Annotated in this window: 21 protein-coding genes and 2 tRNA genes; 14 read left to right on the top strand and 9 right to left on the bottom strand. The window is 66.6% G+C overall.

Annotation, left to right across the window (positions count from 1 at the left end):
* Positions 1 to 9 precede the first annotated feature (9 nt).
* From yidD to rpmH, 3 genes are read right to left on the bottom strand one after another with little or no spacing between them, the layout of a single operon-like run.
* On the bottom strand, positions 10 to 321 hold the full coding sequence (gene yidD, locus AC1ROW_RS15835) for a membrane protein insertion efficiency factor YidD (protein WP_493019857.1): 312 nt from the start codon (positions 319 to 321) through the stop codon (positions 10 to 12).
* Positions 318 to 734 (bottom strand): ribonuclease P protein component, encoded by a 417-nt coding sequence (gene rnpA, locus AC1ROW_RS15840; RefSeq protein WP_493019858.1) that lies wholly within the window; start codon positions 732 to 734, stop codon positions 318 to 320. The genes yidD and rnpA overlap by 4 nt, the downstream gene beginning before the upstream one ends.
* 42 nt (positions 735 to 776) lie before the next feature.
* Positions 777 to 914 carry a 50S ribosomal protein L34 gene (gene rpmH, locus AC1ROW_RS15845; protein ID WP_055922080.1) on the bottom strand — a complete coding sequence of 46 codons (138 nt, stop codon included), beginning with the start codon at positions 912 to 914 and terminating at the stop codon, positions 777 to 779.
* 444 nt (positions 915 to 1,358) lie between these two features.
* Between rpmH and dnaA the strand changes: the two genes are divergently transcribed.
* From dnaA to AC1ROW_RS15895, 10 genes are all read left to right on the top strand, one after another.
* A complete protein-coding gene (gene dnaA, locus AC1ROW_RS15850; protein ID WP_493019859.1) occupies positions 1,359 to 2,783 on the top strand; it encodes a chromosomal replication initiator protein DnaA in 1,425 nt (474 codons plus the stop codon).
* 437 nt (positions 2,784 to 3,220) lie between these two features.
* Entirely contained in the window at positions 3,221 to 4,366 is a 1,146-nt protein-coding gene (dnaN, locus tag AC1ROW_RS15855; RefSeq protein ID WP_493019860.1) for a DNA polymerase III subunit beta, read from the top strand.
* A 36-nt stretch (positions 4,367 to 4,402) separates the two neighbouring features.
* Positions 4,403 to 5,290: a phosphogluconate dehydrogenase (NAD(+)-dependent, decarboxylating) gene (gene gnd / locus AC1ROW_RS15860; RefSeq protein ID WP_493019861.1), complete on the top strand. Its 888-nt coding sequence runs from the start codon at positions 4,403 to 4,405 to the stop codon at positions 5,288 to 5,290.
* 6 nt (positions 5,291 to 5,296) lie between these two features.
* Positions 5,297 to 6,451, top strand: coding sequence for a DNA replication/repair protein RecF (gene recF, locus AC1ROW_RS15865; RefSeq protein ID WP_493019862.1), 1,155 nt, complete (start codon positions 5,297 to 5,299; stop codon positions 6,449 to 6,451).
* Between the two features lie 26 nt (positions 6,452 to 6,477).
* Complete coding sequence (locus AC1ROW_RS15870) at positions 6,478 to 6,924, top strand: DciA family protein (RefSeq protein WP_493020131.1); 447 nt, start codon at positions 6,478 to 6,480, stop codon at positions 6,922 to 6,924.
* Between the two features lie 123 nt (positions 6,925 to 7,047).
* The gene (gyrB, locus tag AC1ROW_RS15875) at positions 7,048 to 9,057 is read left to right on the top strand and encodes a DNA topoisomerase (ATP-hydrolyzing) subunit B (protein ID WP_493019863.1); all 2,010 of its coding nucleotides are present in this window, start codon (positions 7,048 to 7,050) and stop codon (positions 9,055 to 9,057) included.
* A gap of 43 nt (positions 9,058 to 9,100) precedes the next feature.
* Positions 9,101 to 11,662, top strand: a complete 2,562-nt coding sequence (gene gyrA, locus AC1ROW_RS15880; protein WP_493019864.1) for a DNA gyrase subunit A — start codon at positions 9,101 to 9,103, stop codon at positions 11,660 to 11,662.
* Positions 11,652 to 12,065 carry a DUF3566 domain-containing protein gene (locus tag AC1ROW_RS15885; RefSeq protein ID WP_369961733.1) on the top strand — a complete coding sequence of 138 codons (414 nt, stop codon included), beginning with the start codon at positions 11,652 to 11,654 and terminating at the stop codon, positions 12,063 to 12,065. The genes gyrA and AC1ROW_RS15885 overlap by 11 nt, the downstream gene beginning before the upstream one ends.
* Positions 12,066 to 12,130: 65 nt before the next feature.
* Positions 12,131 to 12,207, top strand: a tRNA-Ile gene (locus tag AC1ROW_RS15890).
* Between the two features lie 25 nt (positions 12,208 to 12,232).
* A tRNA-Ala gene (locus tag AC1ROW_RS15895) sits at positions 12,233 to 12,305 on the top strand.
* Between the two features lie 8 nt (positions 12,306 to 12,313).
* Here the strand turns inward: AC1ROW_RS15895 and AC1ROW_RS15900 are convergent.
* The gene (locus AC1ROW_RS15900) at positions 12,314 to 12,775 is read right to left on the bottom strand and encodes an Lrp/AsnC family transcriptional regulator (protein WP_493019865.1); all 462 of its coding nucleotides are present in this window, start codon (positions 12,773 to 12,775) and stop codon (positions 12,314 to 12,316) included.
* Between the two features lie 99 nt (positions 12,776 to 12,874).
* Between AC1ROW_RS15900 and AC1ROW_RS15905 the strand changes: the two genes are divergently transcribed.
* Positions 12,875 to 13,309 carry a rhodanese-like domain-containing protein gene (locus AC1ROW_RS15905; RefSeq protein ID WP_493019866.1) on the top strand — a complete coding sequence of 145 codons (435 nt, stop codon included), beginning with the start codon at positions 12,875 to 12,877 and terminating at the stop codon, positions 13,307 to 13,309.
* Between the two features lie 99 nt (positions 13,310 to 13,408).
* Here the strand turns inward: AC1ROW_RS15905 and AC1ROW_RS15910 are convergent, their stop codons facing one another.
* Both AC1ROW_RS15910 and AC1ROW_RS15915 read right to left on the bottom strand, forming a co-directional pair.
* On the bottom strand, positions 13,409 to 14,116 hold the full coding sequence (locus tag AC1ROW_RS15910; RefSeq protein WP_493019867.1) for a DUF3800 domain-containing protein: 708 nt from the start codon (positions 14,114 to 14,116) through the stop codon (positions 13,409 to 13,411).
* A 47-nt stretch (positions 14,117 to 14,163) separates the two neighbouring features.
* On the bottom strand, positions 14,164 to 15,027 hold the full coding sequence (locus tag AC1ROW_RS15915; RefSeq protein WP_493019868.1) for an Fpg/Nei family DNA glycosylase: 864 nt from the start codon (positions 15,025 to 15,027) through the stop codon (positions 14,164 to 14,166).
* Positions 15,028 to 15,075: 48 nt separating this feature from the next.
* Between AC1ROW_RS15915 and AC1ROW_RS15920 the strand changes: the two genes are divergently transcribed.
* Positions 15,076 to 15,513: an NUDIX hydrolase gene (locus AC1ROW_RS15920; protein ID WP_493019869.1), complete on the top strand. Its 438-nt coding sequence runs from the start codon at positions 15,076 to 15,078 to the stop codon at positions 15,511 to 15,513.
* A gap of 7 nt (positions 15,514 to 15,520) precedes the next feature.
* On the opposite strand, the gene AC1ROW_RS15925 is transcribed toward AC1ROW_RS15920, so the two are convergent.
* Positions 15,521 to 15,724, bottom strand: coding sequence for a PspC domain-containing protein (locus AC1ROW_RS15925; protein ID WP_493019870.1), 204 nt, complete (start codon positions 15,722 to 15,724; stop codon positions 15,521 to 15,523).
* Positions 15,725 to 15,805: 81 nt separating this feature from the next.
* The gene (locus AC1ROW_RS15930; RefSeq protein ID WP_493019871.1) at positions 15,806 to 16,360 is read right to left on the bottom strand and encodes a hypothetical protein; all 555 of its coding nucleotides are present in this window, start codon (positions 16,358 to 16,360) and stop codon (positions 15,806 to 15,808) included.
* Positions 16,361 to 16,484: 124 nt separating this feature from the next.
* On the opposite strand from AC1ROW_RS15930, the gene AC1ROW_RS15935 reads away from it, so the two are divergent.
* Positions 16,485 to 17,024 carry a peptidylprolyl isomerase gene (locus AC1ROW_RS15935; RefSeq protein WP_493019872.1) on the top strand — a complete coding sequence of 180 codons (540 nt, stop codon included), beginning with the start codon at positions 16,485 to 16,487 and terminating at the stop codon, positions 17,022 to 17,024.
* 32 nt (positions 17,025 to 17,056) lie between these two features.
* Entirely contained in the window at positions 17,057 to 17,914 is an 858-nt protein-coding gene (locus tag AC1ROW_RS15940) for a rhomboid family intramembrane serine protease (protein ID WP_493019873.1), read from the top strand.
* A gap of 191 nt (positions 17,915 to 18,105) precedes the next feature.
* Here the strand turns inward: AC1ROW_RS15940 and AC1ROW_RS15945 are convergent, their stop codons facing one another.
* Positions 18,106 to 18,366: a cell division protein CrgA gene (locus tag AC1ROW_RS15945; RefSeq protein ID WP_493019874.1), complete on the bottom strand. Its 261-nt coding sequence runs from the start codon at positions 18,364 to 18,366 to the stop codon at positions 18,106 to 18,108.
* Positions 18,367 to 18,395: the final 29 nt, after the last annotated feature.

Raw genomic sequence — 18,395 nt, forward strand, 5'->3', positions numbered from 1 at the left:
GTCTGGGTGCTAGGCCTTTCCCTGGCTGGTGGCGACGACGAATCCGAACGGAGTGACCCGGTAGCGGCGCTTCTTCTTGAGGGGGACGTCATCGACCCCTCCGGCTGCCCACGGGTGGCAGCGAGCGATCCGGCGGATGCCGAGCGCGCTTCCGATGGTCACCCCGTGCTCCTGAATCGCCTGCAGTGCATAGGCGGAGCACGAGGGGTAGTACCGGCAGACGTCGCCGTACAACGGGGAGATCACCGCGCGGTACGCCCGGAGCACCAACACGGCAGCGTTCCTCGGAGCGAGGAGCACGGCGGCGATCGCGGTGTTCATGGACGGACGTTGCCTTCGCTGGTGTCCCGCGGACGGCTGTCGCGCGGACTGGTGGTGTGACGGCTGAGGAAACGGTCGGTGGCCCGCGAGACCTCACCGTGCAGATTAGCCCACGTCACTTGGGCGGACGCTGGCAATGCCCGGATCACCACGTCGATGCCGGCACCGTCTGCGGCCGCCGGCGACAGGTGGGGGAGGAGGGCGTATGCCGCGGCCTTCAGGCGACGGCGCACCCGGTTGCGGATGACCGCGTTCCCGACCGCCTTGCTCACGATGAAACCGAATCGCACCACATCGGAGTCGCGGTTGAACCGGACGTACGCGATCGTGTTCGCTCCGTTGAAGCGCGCACCTCGTCGCACGGTCGCCCGGTACTCCGCGCCCCGCGTGATGCGATTGTTCTTCGCGAGCACGCGTCTCGCCCTACGCCGGAAGGGGGCTCTGACCCGGAAGGATCAGGCCGAGAGCTTCTCGCGGCCCTTTGCGCGGCGCGCCGACAGGATGGCGCGGCCGGCACGCGTGCGCATGCGAAGGCGGAAGCCGTGGGTCTTGGCGCGCTTGCGGTTGTTCGGCTGGAACGTTCTCTTGCTCATATCAATCTCCGTGGTGGTCTCTTCACAGGCCGGTGCTGAGTGGATTTCGGCCAGCACGGGGAGGCCAGGAAAGTTTCTGGGCAGCCGAAACGGCTGAAGTCAACTTATTAAAACTACGTCCTGAGGCCGACCGAGGTCAAACCGATCGTCCCGAAACCCTTGATTATGCACGGGATTAGCAGGAAGCGCGCGATCGACGCGCCGGAGTATTCCGGGAACCGAATTTGATCCCCACCTGTGGACAAGTTAGCGTGAACTCCGAAGTTATCCCCAGGCCATGCCAAAAACGGCCGGAGATCGCTACGGTATTGCACACACAGCGGTGGATAACTCTGTGAATACCCTACGGCGGCATCCCTGCCGCCAGCCCAGCGCGAGTCACACGGGGGACGACTCGTCTCGCGCCGGGCCGACGGCATCCACGAAATTCGAAGACGGGGAACGATGGCAGGCGGCGAAGAGTCCATTTCTGCGGCATGGCAGAACGTGCTCGACAATCTCGAGACGGACGACCGCATCACACCGCAGCTGCACGGCTTCCTCAGCCTGGTCGAGCCCAAGGGCATCATGGCCGGCACCTTCTACCTCGAGGTGCCCAACGAGTTCACGCGCGGGATGATCGAGCAGCGCAGCCGCGTTCCGCTCCTCAATGCCATCGGCAACCTCGACCAGGCGCTCGAAGTGAACACCTTCGCGATCGTGGTGAACCCCGAGATCCAGCAGGAGTCGATGGCCGGCCCCGCCGAGCCTGAGCCCGCCCCCTATCTGGACGCCGTCGCGCCCATGGTGGCGCCGCCGACCGAGATCACGGCTCCGCCCCGCAACGGCGACACCCGCCTCAACTCCAAGTACAGCTTCGACAACTTCGTCATCGGCCAGTCCAACCGGTTCGCGCACGCGGCCGCGGTCGCCGTCGCGGAGGCGCCGGCGAAGGCGTACAACCCGCTCTTCATCTACGGCGACTCGGGTCTCGGCAAGACCCACCTCCTCCACGCCATCGGCCACTACGCGATGAGCCTCTACCCGGGCATCCGCGTGCGGTACGTGTCGAGCGAGGAGTTCACGAACGACTTCATCAACTCGATCGCCAACAACCGGGGCTCGTCGTTCCAGGCGCGCTACCGGAACATCGACATCCTGCTGATCGACGACATCCAGTTCCTGCAACGTGCAGTGGAGACGCAGGAGGCGTTCTTCCACACCTTCAACACACTCCACGACCACAACAAGCAGGTCGTCATCACCAGCGACCTGCCGCCCAAGCACCTCACCGGCTTCGAGGACCGGATGCGCTCGCGCTTCGAGTGGGGCCTGATCACCGACGTCCAGGTGCCCGACCTGGAGACCCGCATCGCGATCCTTCGCAAGAAGGCACAGAGCGAGAAGATCCTCGTCCCGGACGACATCCTCGAGTTCATGGCGTCGAAGGTCTCGAGCAACATTCGCGAGCTGGAGGGGACGCTCATCCGCGTCACCGCCTTCGCGAGCCTGAACCGCACGCCGGTCGACATGCCGCTGGTGCAGACGGTGCTGAAGGACCTGATCACGCTCGACGACGACAACGTGATCGCGCCGACCGACATCATCACCAACACGGCGGAGTACTTCAAGCTCAGCGTCGACGACCTCTACGGCTCGAGCCGCTCGCAGGCGGTCGCCACCGCCCGTCAGATCGCGATGTACCTCTGCCGCGAGCTGACGAACCTCTCACTGCCGAAGATCGGCCAGCTCTTCGGCGGCCGCGACCACACGACGGTGATGTACGCGAACAAGAAGATCAGCGAGCTCATGAAGGAGCGGCGCTCGATCTACAACCAGGTGACGGAGCTCACCAGCCGGATCAAGCAGAACCACCGCTACGGCAAGTAGCCGGCCGCCGGCTTCGACAGCACGCCACGCCACAGCGCTCGAGAAAGTTATCCACAGATTGATCCCCAGAGTGGGGAGAGTTCGTTATTAACACCTGGGGATAACTTGTGGAGAAGTTCCGGAAAGTCGCTCGATTAATGGGGACGAACGGTCCGGGGCTGTGAGAAGCCGTCGACCGGGCTCGCGTTCGACATCCTTGTCAACAGCGGGAATCCACCGGTCATCAACAACTCACGATGGTGTAGTTCCCGCTGATTGCAAGGTATCCACCGAGTTATCCACAGTTTCCACAGCGGTTAACACCATTAATGATTAATCCTTCTCAGTTAAGGCCGGCCGACAACCTCAAGCGCTCGCTCGAATGACAACTTCTCCGCCTGAGGCCAAGCGCTAGGATCGGTGTCGTTCGTATCCGAGCGCCGACCAGGGGAGACTTCGTGAAGTTCCAAGCCAATCGGGATGTCTTCAGTGAGGCCGTCTCCTTCGCAGTGAAGCTTCTTCCGCAGCGGACAACCCTCCCCATCCTGAGCGGCGTACTGATCGAGACCACCGACACGGGACTGCAGCTCTCGTCGTTCGACTACGAGGTCTCCGCGCAGACGGAGATCGCGGCCGAGGTCGAGGAGCCGGGTCGCGTGCTCGTCTCCGGCCGCCTCCTGGCCGAGATCGCCGCCAAGCTCCCGAACGCGCCGGTGCAGTTCTCGACCGAGGAGTCGAAGATCGTCGTCCGGGCGGGATCGGCGAACTTCACGCTCCTGTCCATGCCGGTCGAGGAATACCCGAGCATCCCGCAGGTCGCCGGTGAGGCCGGACTCGTGCCGGCCGAGGAATTCGCGGAAGCCGTCGCTCAGGTCGGCGTCGCCGCCTCCCGTGACGACGTCACCCCGGTGATCACCGGCGTGCAGCTCGAGGTCGGGAACAACACGCTCGGGCTGGTCGCGACCGACCGCTACCGCGTCGCCGTCCGCGAGATCGACTGGGACAACGGCACCACCTCCGGTGAGGCGCAGACGGCGCTCGTCCCCGCCCGCACGCTGACCGAGATCGGCAAGACCTTCGGCCACTCCGGGACGGTCTCCATCTCGATCACCAACCGCGACGACCGCGAGCTCATCGCCTTCGCCGCGGACAAGAAGACGGTCACGTCGCTGCTGATCAAGGGCAACTTCCCGCCGGTTCGCCGGCTCTTCCCGGAGCAGGTCGACAACTACGCGGTGATGAACACCGCCGAGCTCATCGAGGCGACGCGTCGTGTCTCCCTCGTCCTGGAGCGCGAAGCCGCGCTCCGCTACACCTTCACCGCCGACGGGCTGACGCTGGAAGCGATCGGCTCGGAGCAGGCGCAAGCATCCGAGAGCATCGACGCTCTCCTCACTGGCCAGGAGACGGTGGTTTCATTGAAGCCGCAGTTCCTGCTCGATGGTCTCGGTGCCGTGCACTCGGAATTCGTGCGCATCTCCTTCACCAAGACCGAGAACCCCAACAAGCCGGGTCCGGTGCTCATCACGAGTCAGACCTCGAAGGATCAGTCCGGTTCGGACTCCTACAAGTACCTGCTGCAGCCGAACCTGCTGCTGCGCTAGGACCCGGTCCCGCTCCACAAGAGAAGAAGGACAATCATGCACATCGGCCTCATCGGTCTCGGACGCATGGGCAACAACATGCGCGCTCGCCTGGAGAAGAAGGGCATCGAGGTCACCGGCTACGACACCAATCCCGACGTGTCGGATGTGGCCACCCTCGCCGACCTGGTCGCCGCGCTCCCCGCTCCCCGCACCGTGTGGGTCATGGTGCCGGCCGGCGAGATCACCGACTCGGTGATCTCCGACCTGGAGCCGCTGCTCGAGAAGGGCGACCTCGTCATCGACGGCGGCAACTCGAAGTTCACCGAGGATTTCAAGCACGCCGAGCAGCTCGCACCGAAGGGCGTCGACTTCATGGACGCCGGTGTTTCGGGCGGCATCTGGGGTCTCGACAACGGCTACGGCCTGATGGTCGGCGGCTCAAAGGAGCAGGTCGAGCGTGTCATGCCCGTGTTCGACGCGCTGCGTCCGGAGGGCCCGCGCGACGAGGGCTTCGTCCACGTCGGCGAAGTCGGCGCCGGCCACTACGCGAAGATGGTGCACAACGGCATCGAGTATGCGCTGATGCAGGCGTACGCCGAGGGATATGAGCTCCTCGACACCCGCAAGGACATCATCAAGGACGTCACCGGCACGTTCAAGGCGTGGCAGCGCGGCACGGTCGTGCGTTCCTGGCTGCTCGACCTGCTCGTGCGCGCCCTGGAGCAGGACCCGGAGTTCGAGCACATCGAGGGCTTCGTGCAGGACTCGGGCGAGGGCCGCTGGACCGTAGAGGAGGCGCTCAACAACGCGGTCCCCGTCCCGACGATCAGCGCGTCGATCTTCGCGCGCTTCGTCTCCCGCCAGAAGGACTCGCCCGCCATGAAGGCGGTCGCCGCCCTCCGCAACCAGTTCGGCGGCCACGCCGTGAAGGCTGTGGACTAACCCTCATTGAGAGTTACACATCTTTCCCTGACTGATTTCCGCAACTATCGCACCGCGGATGTCCCGTTCGCGGCCGGCGCCAATCTGTTCGTCGGCCGCAACGGTCAGGGCAAGACCAATCTCGTCGAATCGCTCGGCTACCTGAGCACCCTCGGGTCGCATCGGGTGTCGAGCGATCAGGCGATGATCCGCAAAGGCGCCGACTCGGCGATCGTCCGGGCGCGCATCGAGCACGACGGCCGGGAGCTGCTCGTGGAGGTGCAGCTCAACCGCTCGTCGCCGAACCGGGCGCAGGTGAACCGCGGCGCGATCAAGCCGCGCGAACTGCCGCGCTACTTCTCCAGTGTGCTGTTCGCCCCGGAGGATCTCGCACTGGTTCGCGGTGAGCCCGGCATCCGTCGCCGCTTCCTCGATCAGTTGCTGATCCAGCGGAGCCCACGCTTCTCCGCCGTCATCTCCGATTACGAGCGCGTGCTGAAGCAGCGGAACACCCTGCTGAAGTCGGCCCGCGCCTCCCGGGTGAAGGCCGACCAGCTCGGCACACTCGACATCTGGGACGAGCGCCTGGTGGCGCTCGGCACCGAACTGTTGGACGCGCGGCTCGACCTGGTCTCGCGGCTGAGCGCCCCGCTCGTCTCGGCGTACCGGTCGGTCGCCGGCGACGACCACCATCCCCGGCTGATCCCGCAGCTCACCATCCGCGGCGCGCACGTCGACGACGAGGACGAGGATGACGACGCAGCCGTAACCACCCAAGCCGGTGACACCGCCGAGGTCTTCCGGGGTGCGCTCGCGGCCGTCCGCCCGAAGGAGTTGGAGCGCGGCCTCACGCTGGTGGGCCCGCACCGGGACGACGTGCTGTTCGAGCTCAACAGCCTCCCCGCGAAGGGCTACGCCAGTCATGGAGAGTCCTGGTCGTTCGCGCTCGCGCTGAAGCTGGCATCCGCCGAGCTGCTGCGCCGCGAGTCTTCGACGGGCGATCCCGTGCTGATCCTCGACGACGTCTTCGCCGAACTCGATCAGGCCCGCAGGCGCATGCTTGCAACCGCCGTAGCCGGTTACGAGCAGGTGCTCATCACCGCCGCCGTCTACGACGACGTCCCGGAGACCCTCACCGCCCACACCGTGCGGATCGAGGCCGGGACTATCGTGGAATCGTGAGCGAGGCGTCGGCCGTCTACCTGCGGATGAAGGAGCTCTTCACGGGCACCCCGTCCCGCAGTCGGCGTGCGAAACGCGCCGCGGACGACCCCTCCGCGTCGAAACCGTTCGGCGCCGGACGCGACCCGCGCGGACTCGGCGACGTGGTCGACGCGCTCGCCCAGCAGCTCGGCTGGACCGCGCCGCTGGCGAAGTCCGACCTCCTGGAGGGCTGGGAGCAGCTGGCCGGGGAAGAGACCGCGAAGCACGCCGTGCCCGATCAGATCACGGACGGCGTGCTGGTCGTGCGCTGCGAGTCGACGGCCTGGGCGACGCAGCTGCGGATGATGCGTTCCGAGCTCCTGGTGCGGATCGGTGAGCGCTTCCCCGACGCCGACATCCAGTCGATCCGTTTTCAGGGGCCGGACGCCCCCTCCTGGAAACGCGGTCCCAGGTCGATTCCAGGGCGCGGTCCGCGCGATACTTACGGCTAACTGCACAAAAGAGGTCGCCCGTTCGAAGAAAACGCGTCAGATGGGCGATTTCGGGCGATCCGGCTCCCTGCCCTTGGTAGAATGGAGAGTCACTGTCGAGTGCGGTCAGGAGCCAAATTTCATATGACGATGGAACCGAACAGGGCCGAGGCGGAACACGACTACGGCGCGAATGAGATCCAGATCCTCGAAGGTCTCGAAGCCGTCCGCAAGCGACCCGGAATGTACATCGGCTCCACCGGCCCCCGCGGACTCCACCACCTGGTGTACGAGATCGTCGACAACTCCGTCGACGAGGCGCTCGCCGGCCACGCCGACAACATCGAGGTGACCATCCTCCCCGACGGCGCGGTCCGCGTCGACGACAACGGCCGCGGCATCCCGGTTGACGAGCACCCGGTCGAGAAGAAGTCGACGGTGGAGGTCGTGCTCACGATCCTGCACGCCGGCGGCAAGTTCGGCGGCGGCGGTTACGCGGTCTCCGGCGGTCTGCACGGCGTCGGCAGCTCGGTCGTCAACGCGCTGTCCTCGCGCCTCGACGTCGAGGTGCACCGGCAGGGGTACGCGTGGCGGCAGAGCTATCGCGACGGCGTGCCGCAGGCGCCGCTCGAGCAGGGCGAGGCCTCCGACCGGACCGGCACGATCATCACGTTCTGGCCGAGCCCGGCGACCTTCGAGACCGTCGTGTTCGATTACGACACCCTCCGCACCCGGTTCCAGCAGATGGCCTTCCTCAACAAGGGCCTCCGCATCTCCATCACCGACCAGCGCGCTCCCGAGGTGGAGCCCGTGGAGGGCGAGGTCGAGGAGGAGGCCGAGGTGTTCGCCCCCCGCTCGGACGTCTTCCTCTACGAGCGCGGTCTGACCGACTACGTGCACTACCTCAACGCCGCCAAGAAGGCGGAGGTCGTGCACGACGAGATCATCTCGTTCGAGTCCGAGGACACCGATCGCAAGATCGCGCTCGAGGTCGCGATGCAGTGGACGACGAGCTACAACGAGTCCGTCTTCACCTACGCGAACACGATCAACACCCATGAGGGCGGCACGCACGAGGAGGGCTTCCGCGCGGCGCTGACCACCCTGGTCAACCGGTACGCCCGCGAGAAGAACATCCTCAAGGAGAAGGACGACAACCTCTCCGGCGAGGATGTGCGCGAGGGCCTCACCGCCGTCATCTCCGTCAAGCTCTCCGAGCCTCAGTTCGAGGGCCAGACGAAGACCAAGCTCGGCAACACGGAGGCCAAGGCGTTCGTGCAGAAGATCGTCGGCGACCAGCTCGGCGACTGGTTCGACCGCAACCCGAACCAGGCCAAGGAGATCATCCGCAAGGCGCTCTCGGCCGCGACCGCCCGGATCGCCGCCCGCAAGGCGCGCGAGACCGCCCGCCGCAAGGGCCTGCTCGAGAGCGGCGGCATGCCGGGCAAGCTCAAGGATTGCGCGTCCAAGGACCCGACGCTGTCCGAGATCTTCATCGTGGAGGGCGACTCGGCCGGCGGCTCCGCCGTCCAGGGCCGTAACCCGGAGACGCAGGCGATCCTCCCGCTGCGCGGCAAGATCCTCAACGTCGAGAAGGCCCGGCTCGACCGCGCCCTCGCGAACAACGAGGTGCAGGCCATGATCACGGCGTTCGGCGCCGGCATCGGTGAGGACTTCAACCCGGAGAAGGCGCGCTACCACAAGATCGTGCTCATGGCCGACGCCGATGTCGACGGCCAGCACATCACGACCCTGCTGCTGACACTGCTGTTCCGCTACATGCGGCCGCTCATCGAGCTCGGCTACGTGTACCTCGCGCAGCCGCCGCTCTACCGGCTCAAGTGGTCGAACGCCGACCACGAGTACGTCTACTCCGACCGCGAGCGCGACGCGTTCCTCGCGGACGGCCTCGCCGCCGGCAAGCGCATCCCGAAGGACAACGGGGTGCAGCGCTACAAGGGTCTGGGCGAGATGGACTACAAGGAGCTGTGGGAGACCACGATGAACCCGGAGACGCGGACGCTGCTCCAGGTGACGCTCGACGACGCGGCGGCCGCCGACGAGATCTTCGCCACGCTGATGGGCGAGGACGTCGAGTCGCGCCGTTCGTTCATCCAGAAGAACGCCAAGGACGTGCGGTTCCTCGACATCTGAGGACCCGCGACGACGAGACCCCACGGTCTGAGAAGAGAGCACTGTGACGGACGAGACCCCCACCGCCGGCGAAGGCTTCGGCATCCACGGCAGGATCGACCAGGTCGACCTGCAGTCGGAGATGCAGCGGTCGTACCTCGACTACGCGATGAGCGTCATCGTCGGGCGAGCGCTGCCCGAGGTGCGCGACGGCCTGAAGCCGGTGCACCGGCGCGTGATCTACGCGATGTTCGACGGCGGCTACCGCCCCGACAAGGCGTTCTCGAAGTGCGCCCGCGTCGTCGGCGACGTGATGGGACAGTTCCACCCGCACGGTGACTCCGCCATCTACGACGCCCTCGTCCGCCTCGTCCAGCCGTGGAGCCTGCGCTACCCGCTGGCGCTCGGCCAGGGCAACTTCGGCTCGCCGGGCAACGACGGCGCCGCGGCCCCGCGGTACACGGAGACCAAGATGGCTCCACTGGCGCTGGAGATGGTCCGGGACATCGACGAGGAGACCGTCGACTTCCAGGACAACTACGACGGTCGCACGCAGGAGCCGTCGGTCCTCCCCAGCCGCTTCCCGAACCTGCTGGTCAACGGCTCGGTCGGCATCGCCGTCGGCATGGCCACGAACATCCCGCCGCACAACCTCCGCGAGGTCGCCGACGGCGCCCTCTGGCACCTCGCCAACCCGGAGGCGCCCCGCGAGGAGCTGCTGGAAGAGCTGATCAAGCGGATCAAGGGACCGGACTTCCCGACCGGTGCGCAGATCCTCGGCGTCAAGGGCATCCAGGACACCTACCGCACCGGCCGCGGCTCGATCACGATGCGCGCCGTCGTGAACATCGAGGAGATCCAGGGCCGCGTCTGCCTGGTGGTCACCGAGCTGCCGTACCAGGTGAACCCGGACAACCTCGCGATCAAGATCGCCGAGCTGGTGAAGGACGGCCGCGTCGGCGGCATCGCGGACATCCGCGACGAGACCTCGGGCCGCACGGGCCAGCGCCTCGTGATCGTCCTGAAGCGCGACGCGGTCGCGAAGGTCGTGCTGAACAACCTCTACAAGCACACCCAGCTGCAGGAGAACTTCGGCGCCAACATGCTGGCGATCGTGGACAACGTTCCACGGACGCTCGCGCTGGACGGCTTCATCACCGCCTGGGTCGACCACCAGATCGACGTCATCGTGCGCCGCACGCGCTTCCGCCTCCGCAAGAAGGAGGAGCGCGCCCACATCCTGCGCGGCTACCTCAAGGCGCTCGACGCGCTGGATGAGGTCATCGCGCTCATCCGCCGGTCGGCGACCGTGGAAGACGCCCGCGACGGCCTGAAGAGCCTGCTCGACGTCGACGATGTGCAGGCGGACGCCATCCTGGCGATGCAGCTGCGTCGCCTCGCCGCCCTGGAACGCCAGAAGATCATCGAGGAGCACGACCAGATCGAGCTCGAGATCGCCGACCTCAAGGCGATCCTCGCGGACCCGGTCCGCCAGCGCACGATCGTGAGCGAGGAGCTCACCGAGATCGTCGAGCGCTTCGGCGACGACCGCCGCACCGAGATCATGTTCGGCTTCGACGGCGACATGAGCGTCGAGGACCTCATCCCCGAAGAGGAGATGGTGGTCACCGTCACGCGCGGCGGCTACATCAAGCGCACCCGCAGCGACAACTACCGCAGCCAGCACCGCGGCGGCAAGGGCGTCAAGGGCGCGCAGCTCCGCGGCGAGGACGTGGTCGACCACTTCTTCGTGACCACGACGCACCACTGGCTCCTCTTCTTCACCAACAAGGGCCGCGTCTACCGCGCCAAGGCCTACGAGGTGCAGGAGGCCGGCCGCGACGCCAAGGGCCAGCACGTCGCCAACCTGCTCGCCCTGCAGCCGGATGAGGAGATCGCGGAGATCTTGGACATCCGCGACTACAAGGCGGCGAAGTACCTGGTGCTCGCCACCCGCGACGGTCTCATCAAGAAGACCGCGCTGGAGGAGTACGACACCAACCGCTCGGGCGGCATCATCGCGATCAAGCTCCGCGAGGACGACGAACTCGTCTCCGCGCTGCTGGTCGAGGAAGACTCCGACCTGCTGCTGGTGTCCCGCAAGGGCATGTCGATCCGGTTCACCGCGACCGATGAGGCGCTGCGCCCGATGGGCCGCTCCACCTCCGGCGTGATCGGGATGCACTTCCGCGGCGAGGACCGCCTGCTCGACGCCGCCGTCGTCTCCGACGAGGGATACGTGTTCGTGGTGACGGAGGGCGGCTACGCCAAGCGCACCGCGGCCGACCAGTACCGCCTGCAGAACCGCGGCGGACTCGGCATCAAGGTCGCCAAACTGAGCGACGACCGAGGGGATCTGGTGGGTTCTCTCATCGTGGACGAGGACGACGAGGTGCTGGTGGTTCTTGCCAGCGGCAAGGTGGTACGCTCTGCCGTGGCCGAGGTACCCGCCAAGGGCCGAGACACTATGGGTGTCGTTTTTGCACGTTTCGCCGAGACCGACAAGATCATCGCTCTCGCGAAGAACACCGAGCGCAACCTGGATTCCCAGGAAGCCGATGCAGAATCGGTAGCCGACGATGAAACCGGTCGTGCCGGGAAGGATGAAGCCGTAGATGAGCAGTAGCGTCGCCGAGAAACTCGCGAGGAAGTCGACCCGACGACCCACGTCCGCCAAGCAGGTGCGACTGAAGCTCGTCTACGTCGACTTCTGGTCGACCGTGAAGCTCTCGTTCCTCGCAGGGATCTGCCTGGCGATCATCGCGATCGTCGGCACCTTCCTGATCTGGACGGTCCTCGACCGCACCGGTATCTTCGACCAGCTCAACGGCCTGGTGAAGGACGTCTCCGGAGCGAGCGGCGGCGACCTGCGCTCCGTGCTCGGCCTCGGCCAGGTCATGGGCTTCTCGCTGGTGGTGGGCATCCTCGACATCGTCGTGGTGACCGCTCTCGGCGCCGTGTTCGCGCTGCTCTACAACCTGTCGGTCAAGATCACGGGCGGTCTGCTCGTCGGCTTCACCAACAACTGAGCGCGACCGGCACTCGATTTCACCATCCGGGCCAGATCAGGTACCCTCTTATCTGTTGCCCATTCGGGGATATAGCTCAGGCGGTTAGAGCGCTTCGCTGATAACGAAGAGGTCCGAGGTTCAAGTCCTCGTATCCCCACCATGTGCCGTGATCGGCACCATCTCGCGGGGCCTTAGCTCAGTTGGTAGAGCGCCTGCTTTGCAAGCAGGATGTCAGGAGTTCGAATCTCCTAGGCTCCACATCCGATTCACTCCGGCGGCTGGACCGCCCGTGCGGCCACCGTGCTCGAGTAGGCGATGCTCGTCGTGACGCTGCCGAGCGTGCCGATCGCGCCGGACACCTGTTCCAGGTGGCGCATCGACGTCGCGACGACCTTGAGGATGAAGCAGTCATCGCCCGTGACGTGGTGCGCCTCCACAACCTCGGGGGTCGCGGCCAGCAGCTCGTGGAGCGGCGCGTACTGGCTGCTCGGGTAACGCAGGCGCAGGAACGCGAGGATGCCGTAGCCGAGTCGTTCGGGATCCACGACCGCCCGGTAGCCGGAGATGACGCCGGCCTCCTCCAACCTCCGGATGCGCTCCGCCACCGCACTGTTCGACATGTGGACGTTCCGTGACAGCTCGGCGATCGACTGGCGGCCGTCGCGCTGGAGCTCTGTTAGCAAGGCGCGGTCGACTCCGTCGGCGACGAATGGAGCATTCACGGTCATGGTGCGATTCTGGCACGGAAATCGCGGCCGAACGCTGCGGATGCCGTCGATCGTCTGTTCACAGGCCGGATCCGCCTCCCTATCGTTGTGTCCATGACAATGACGACCACAACCTCCGACGCCGCACAGCATTTCGCGGCGAAGCTCCGGTACGAGACCGACCCCTCCGATGTGCGGGCTGCACAGCTGGCGGGGGAGGACTTCGTCCTGATCGACAGCCGCGGCGAGGCCGCCTGGCGGCAGGGCCGGATCACTGGCGCCCTTCACCTGCCGACGGCGTCGATCCCCGAACGGGCCGCCGCACTCGTGCCCGCGGGCCGGCCGGTGGTCGTCTACTGCTGGGGTCCCGGCTGCAACGGGGCGACCCGCGCAGCCCTCGCGTTCAGCCTGCTCGGCTACGACGTGCGCGAGCTGATCGGCGGATTCGAGTACTGGGCGCGCGAAGGCCTCCCGATCGAGGACGACAACGGTCCGGTGGTTCGCGCGGCGGACCCGCTGACTGCGCCGGTGGACGCGGTGAGCTGCGCCTGCTGAGGTTGGACAGTGGGCGGCGGCTAGGATAAGATATATACGCAGGACTCCGAAAGGCCTCCCGCACCTGCCAACGCCCCGCTACGCGGGGCGTTGTGTTTTTTACGGGCACCAGACATACTCACTCGTCGTTATCGAGCGGACATTGGCTACGATCTTTCCGACGGAGCGGCGCGAGCGCGGATCGTGCTCTTCGATCGTCCGGGCGCGATTGATGAAATACGTCGCGACGTCAGCGGCCTGGAGCAGCCTGCTTTCGTGAGATGGCCCGACGTATATGGTGTCGCCGATGGAGCGCAACGCGTCGGTCGTGTACCCGGGCGCGGCCGCAGACTTGAAGTCACGGAGGCTGCGACGTGCTCGCGTTGCCGCATGATGTTCATCGGCCAGTACCAGCCCCAGTGCGTCGTCGTCGTGTCGCCCCAAGTGACGCTGAACCTCGGCGAGAGTGTGCGCGAGCGTAAGGAGGTGGGGTGGGTGCGGTCGTCGATACCGGGAGCGGAGCGCAGCGAGGTCCACGCCCCGAAAGACGAACGACCCGGACGAACGAGCGAGCACCTTGGCGACGAGCTCGCATGACTTGACCCGCCAGGCTAGCGGAACCGTCGTCCAACCGCGACGCCCATGAAACATGTCGACCGCATGGAACTCGGCACTCGGATCGAATGACGGAACATGGACTGACACGAGGTCGGCAATCTCATTCAAGCCGCGTTCGATCATGCGCAGGGCGTCAGCGTCCACGATGAGCGCTCCGAAGAAGTAGTAGCTATCGCTCCGAGCAGATTCGTCCACATAGATCAGGCGCACGAACCAAGGGTACTGAAATTGAAACGTGAAACGCCACCACTGGGCGGCTACTTCAGCAACCGCGACAGCACCCGATCCGCCAGGGGCTTCCCGCCGGTCTGGCAGGTCGGGCAGTACTGGAGCGTGGAGTCCGCGAAGATCACCTGGCGGATCGTGTCGCCGCACACCGGGCAGGGCTGGCCCGTGCGCCCGTGGACGCGCATGCCGGACTTCTTCTCGCTCTTCAGCTCCGAGGCCGCCAGGCCCTCCGAGCGGGCCAGGGCCTCGTGCAGCGTCTCCTCGAGTGCGGCGTAGAGGCGATCGACCTCGTCCGCGGTCATCGCGGCGGGCTTGAACGGGGACATCTTCGCGACGTGCAGGATCTCGTCCGAGTAGGCGTTGCCGATCCCGGCGATCAGGGCCTGGTTGCGCAGGACGCCCTTGATCTGCGCGCGGCCCTGGCCGGCGAGGATGGCGGCGAACGCGTCCCGCGTGAACGCCGCGTCGAGGGGGTCGGGCCCGAGGCGGGCGACGCCGGGAACCTCGGCCGGATCGTGGACGATGGAGATCGCGAGGCTCTTCTTCGTGCCGGCCTCGGTGATGTCGAGGCCGGAGCCGTCGTCGAGTACCAGTCGTGCGGCCAGCGGGCCCCTGGTGGGCCTCCCGGTCGGCGGGGGTGGGGGAGTATCGCGCCAGCGGATCCAGCCGGCCCGCGCGAGATGGATGACGACGTGGAGGTCGCCACCCGCGATGTCCAGGAACTTGCCGTGCCGGCTTACTCCCGAGATCGTCAGCCCCCTGAGCGCCTCCGGCGGGGGATCGAACGTCTTCAGCGCGGAGAACGCGACGATGCTGAGCCGGTCGATCATGCGACCGGTCAGCCGCTCGCCCAGGTCGGCGGCGAGGGCGGTGACTTCCGGCAGTTCGGGCACCACCCCATACTGCCGCTCTCCACCGACGAGCGGCAGTAGGGTGTCGGCATGGACATCAGGGTCGCCGCCTACGGCGTCATCGTGGACGGGCCGCGCATCCTGCTCGCCCACTGGAACGAGAGCGGCCGCTCCGGGTGGACCCTGCCCGGCGGTGGGATCGAGCCCGGCGAGGACCCGCTCGACGCCGTCGTGCGCGAGATCGAGGAGGAGACCGGGTTCCAGGCGCGGGCGGACGAACTCCTCGGCATCGACTCGAAGATCGTCCCGGCCGAGGCGCGCTTCGTCCCGGAGGCCGGCCCGCTGCACGCCCTCCGCATCGTCTACCGCGCGACCGTGACCGGCGGCAGCCTGCGGAACGAGCTCGGGGGGACGACGGACGAGGCGGCGTGGTTCGCCCTTGCGAGCATCCCGAACCGTCGTGTCGACCTGGTCGATGTGGCACTGCGGATGGCCGGTCTCGGCGACCTGGCCCGGCCGCAGCGCTGATCAGCGCTCACACCGCGCGGGTGACCGGGCGCTGCTCGGACGGGATGATGATCCACATCGCGATGTAGGCGATGAACTGCGGTCCCGGCAGCAGCAGGGAGAGCAGGAACAGGAGGCGCACGGTCAGCGGCTGGAGGCCGAAGCGGTTGGCCAGCCCGGCGCAGACGCCGCCGAGGATGCGGCCGTCGAGGGGTCGTTGCAGTGTGTTCATGCGTCCAGCCTCGCGTTCACGAGACCGGAGCACTATCGGGGAAACCCCCGATTCGACCCTGGGTCGGCTCTGCCCGGCCGACTACTCGCCGGCGGGAGTCGTCGGCTCCTCGTCGGCGACCCACAGCTCGTCGTCGGCGCGGAAGGTCTGCCAGACCGCGTAGAGCAGGCCGGCAGCCGCGATGACCCCCAGTCCGACCGCGATGATCGTGCCGGCGCCGGGACCCGAGTTGCGGCTCGCGGCGGTCGCCTTCTTGGTGATCTCCTTGCGGGCCTTGGTGAAATCTCCGGCGAAGGCCGCCCTGCGAGCGGCCCGTGCGTGGTCGACCACCGAGAGCGCCGTACCGACGGCCGTGCCCACCGCCGGGATCACGTCGCCGACGAAGCGGTCGCGGGCCACGCCGGCGTAGTGCCCGGCGGAGTCCTTGGCAGATTGAGCCGCGGGACGGACGTAGGACTCGTAACCCTCGCGTACCCGCGGCGCGAGCTCTTCACGGGAGTACTGGGCGGCCTGCTTGCGGGCGGCGGCCGCCAGAGCGTTGGCGTTCGCGAGCACTTCCTGCTGCGCCTCCCACAGCTCCTGCGCGTCACTCCGCAGACGGTCGAGCTCCTTCTGGCGCTTCCGTGTCAGGCTCATTCTGGACCTCCATTGCGTCGGCTGGGCGAACTCACTCCATCTTGCCACCGAAAGCCCTGAGGATGGCCCGAGAGCCGAAGAGGCTTCCCGAAACCCAACAGGGCCCTGTGCAAGAATTGGTGCCATGTCTAAGCACACCGCTGTCGCCACGCTCCACACTAACTACGGAGACATCAAGGTCAACCTCTTCGGCAACCACGCTCCGAAGACGGTCCGTAACTTCGTGGGCCTCGCGACCGGTGAGATCGAGTGGACGCACCCCGCCACCGGTGAGACGACCAACAAGCCGCTCTACGACGGCGTGGTCTTCCACCGCATCATCCCCGGCTTCATGATCCAGGGCGGCGACCCGCTCGGCCAGGGGATCGGCGGACCGGGCTACCAGTTCGACGACGAGATCAACCCCGAGCTCGACTTCACCCAGCCGTACATCCTGGCGATGGCCAACGCCGGCATCCAGGGCGGCCGCGGCACGAACGGCTCGCAGTTCTTCATCACCGTCGCGCCCACCACGTGGCTGCAGGGCAAGCACACCATCTTCGGCGAGGTCGCCGACGACGCGTCCCGCAAGATCGTCGACAAGCTCGCCGAGCTGCCGACCGACGCCCGCGACCGTCCCCTCGACGACGTCGTGATCGAGTCGGTCGAGATCGACCAGGCCTGAGGCCGGCCGGGGGAACGGGCGCAGCAGGAACGATGTCTCAGCCCGTCGACGCTCCCGCGAGCGTCTGCTACCGGCACCCCGATCGCGTCAGCAACGTCCGGTGCCAGCGCTGCGGGCGGCCGATCTGCGGTGAGTGCCAGACTCCCGCCGCTGTGGGAGTGATCTGCCCCGAGTGCATGGCGCAGCAGCGCGCCACCGCGCCCCGGACCCGCTCGCCGTGGGTCTCGCGCCTCACCGGGCCGGGAGCGCCGGTCGTCACGTACGCGATCATCGGCGTCTGCATCGTGGTGTTCATCCTGCAGAACCTGCCGATCATCGGCTCGCAGGTGACGAAGTCGCTGCTCTACGCGGGCGTCTACTCCTACCCGACGCACGCGCTCTCCCCGGTCCTCGCCTTCGAGCCGTGGCGGATGCTGACCTCGGTCTTCCTGCACGCGAACATCATCCACATCGCGCTCAACATGTACACGCTGTGGATCTTCGGAATGGCGCTGGAGCCCGTCCTCGGGCGTGCGCGGTTCCTCACGCTGTTCGTGATCAGCGGGTTCGCCGGCTCGCTCGGCGTGCTGCTGATCGCGCCCCCGAACCAGCCGGTGATCGGCGCCTCCGGGGCCATCTTCGGCCTGCTCGGCGCCTTCTTCGTCATCCAGCGCCGGCTGGGCGGCAACGCGACCCAGATCCTCGTGCTGGTCGGCCTCAACCTGGCCATCGGCTTCCTGCCGGGCATGAACATCGCCTGGCAGGCGCACGTGGGCGGTCTCGTCGGGGGAGCCCTGGCCGGGCTGATCTACGTCGAGACCCGACGGCCGACGCGCCGCCGGTGGCAGACGCCGCTCATCGTGCTGCTCTGCGTCGTGCTCGTCGGCGCCAGCCTGCTGCACTTCGTGTGACGCATCCCGGCGGTGCCGGTCACTTCCCACAACGCGTGGATAAGTTATCCACAGCCTTATTAACAGTGGGGATAATTACACCGGTGTAACTCTCCACAGGCTTATTAACACTGGGGAGAAGCCGACTGCGGGGTTGTGGGCTGTGGGGAGAACTGCTGTGGATAAGTGGAGGACGGCACGCAGTGGCGGGGTCAGCGCCAGCGTGTGGTCATCAGGAAGCCGATGAAGGCGATTCCGAAGCCGACCAGGATGTTCCACGCGCCGAGGGCGGGGATCGGGTACTGGTTCTGGCTGACGTAGAAGACGATGATCCAGATCAGCCCGAGCAGCATGAAGCCGAACATGACGGGCTTGAACCAGACGGGGTTCGGGGCTTCCTCGCCGGTGACGGCCGAGCTGCGCTCGGGACGGGCGGAGCGCTCGAGCTTGGTCTTGGACTTGGTGCGTGCCATAGCACACAAGTGTAGCGGGAGCGGTCTGA

It is taken from the genome of Leifsonia sp. GW821-FHT13C09, assembly GCF_058806435.1.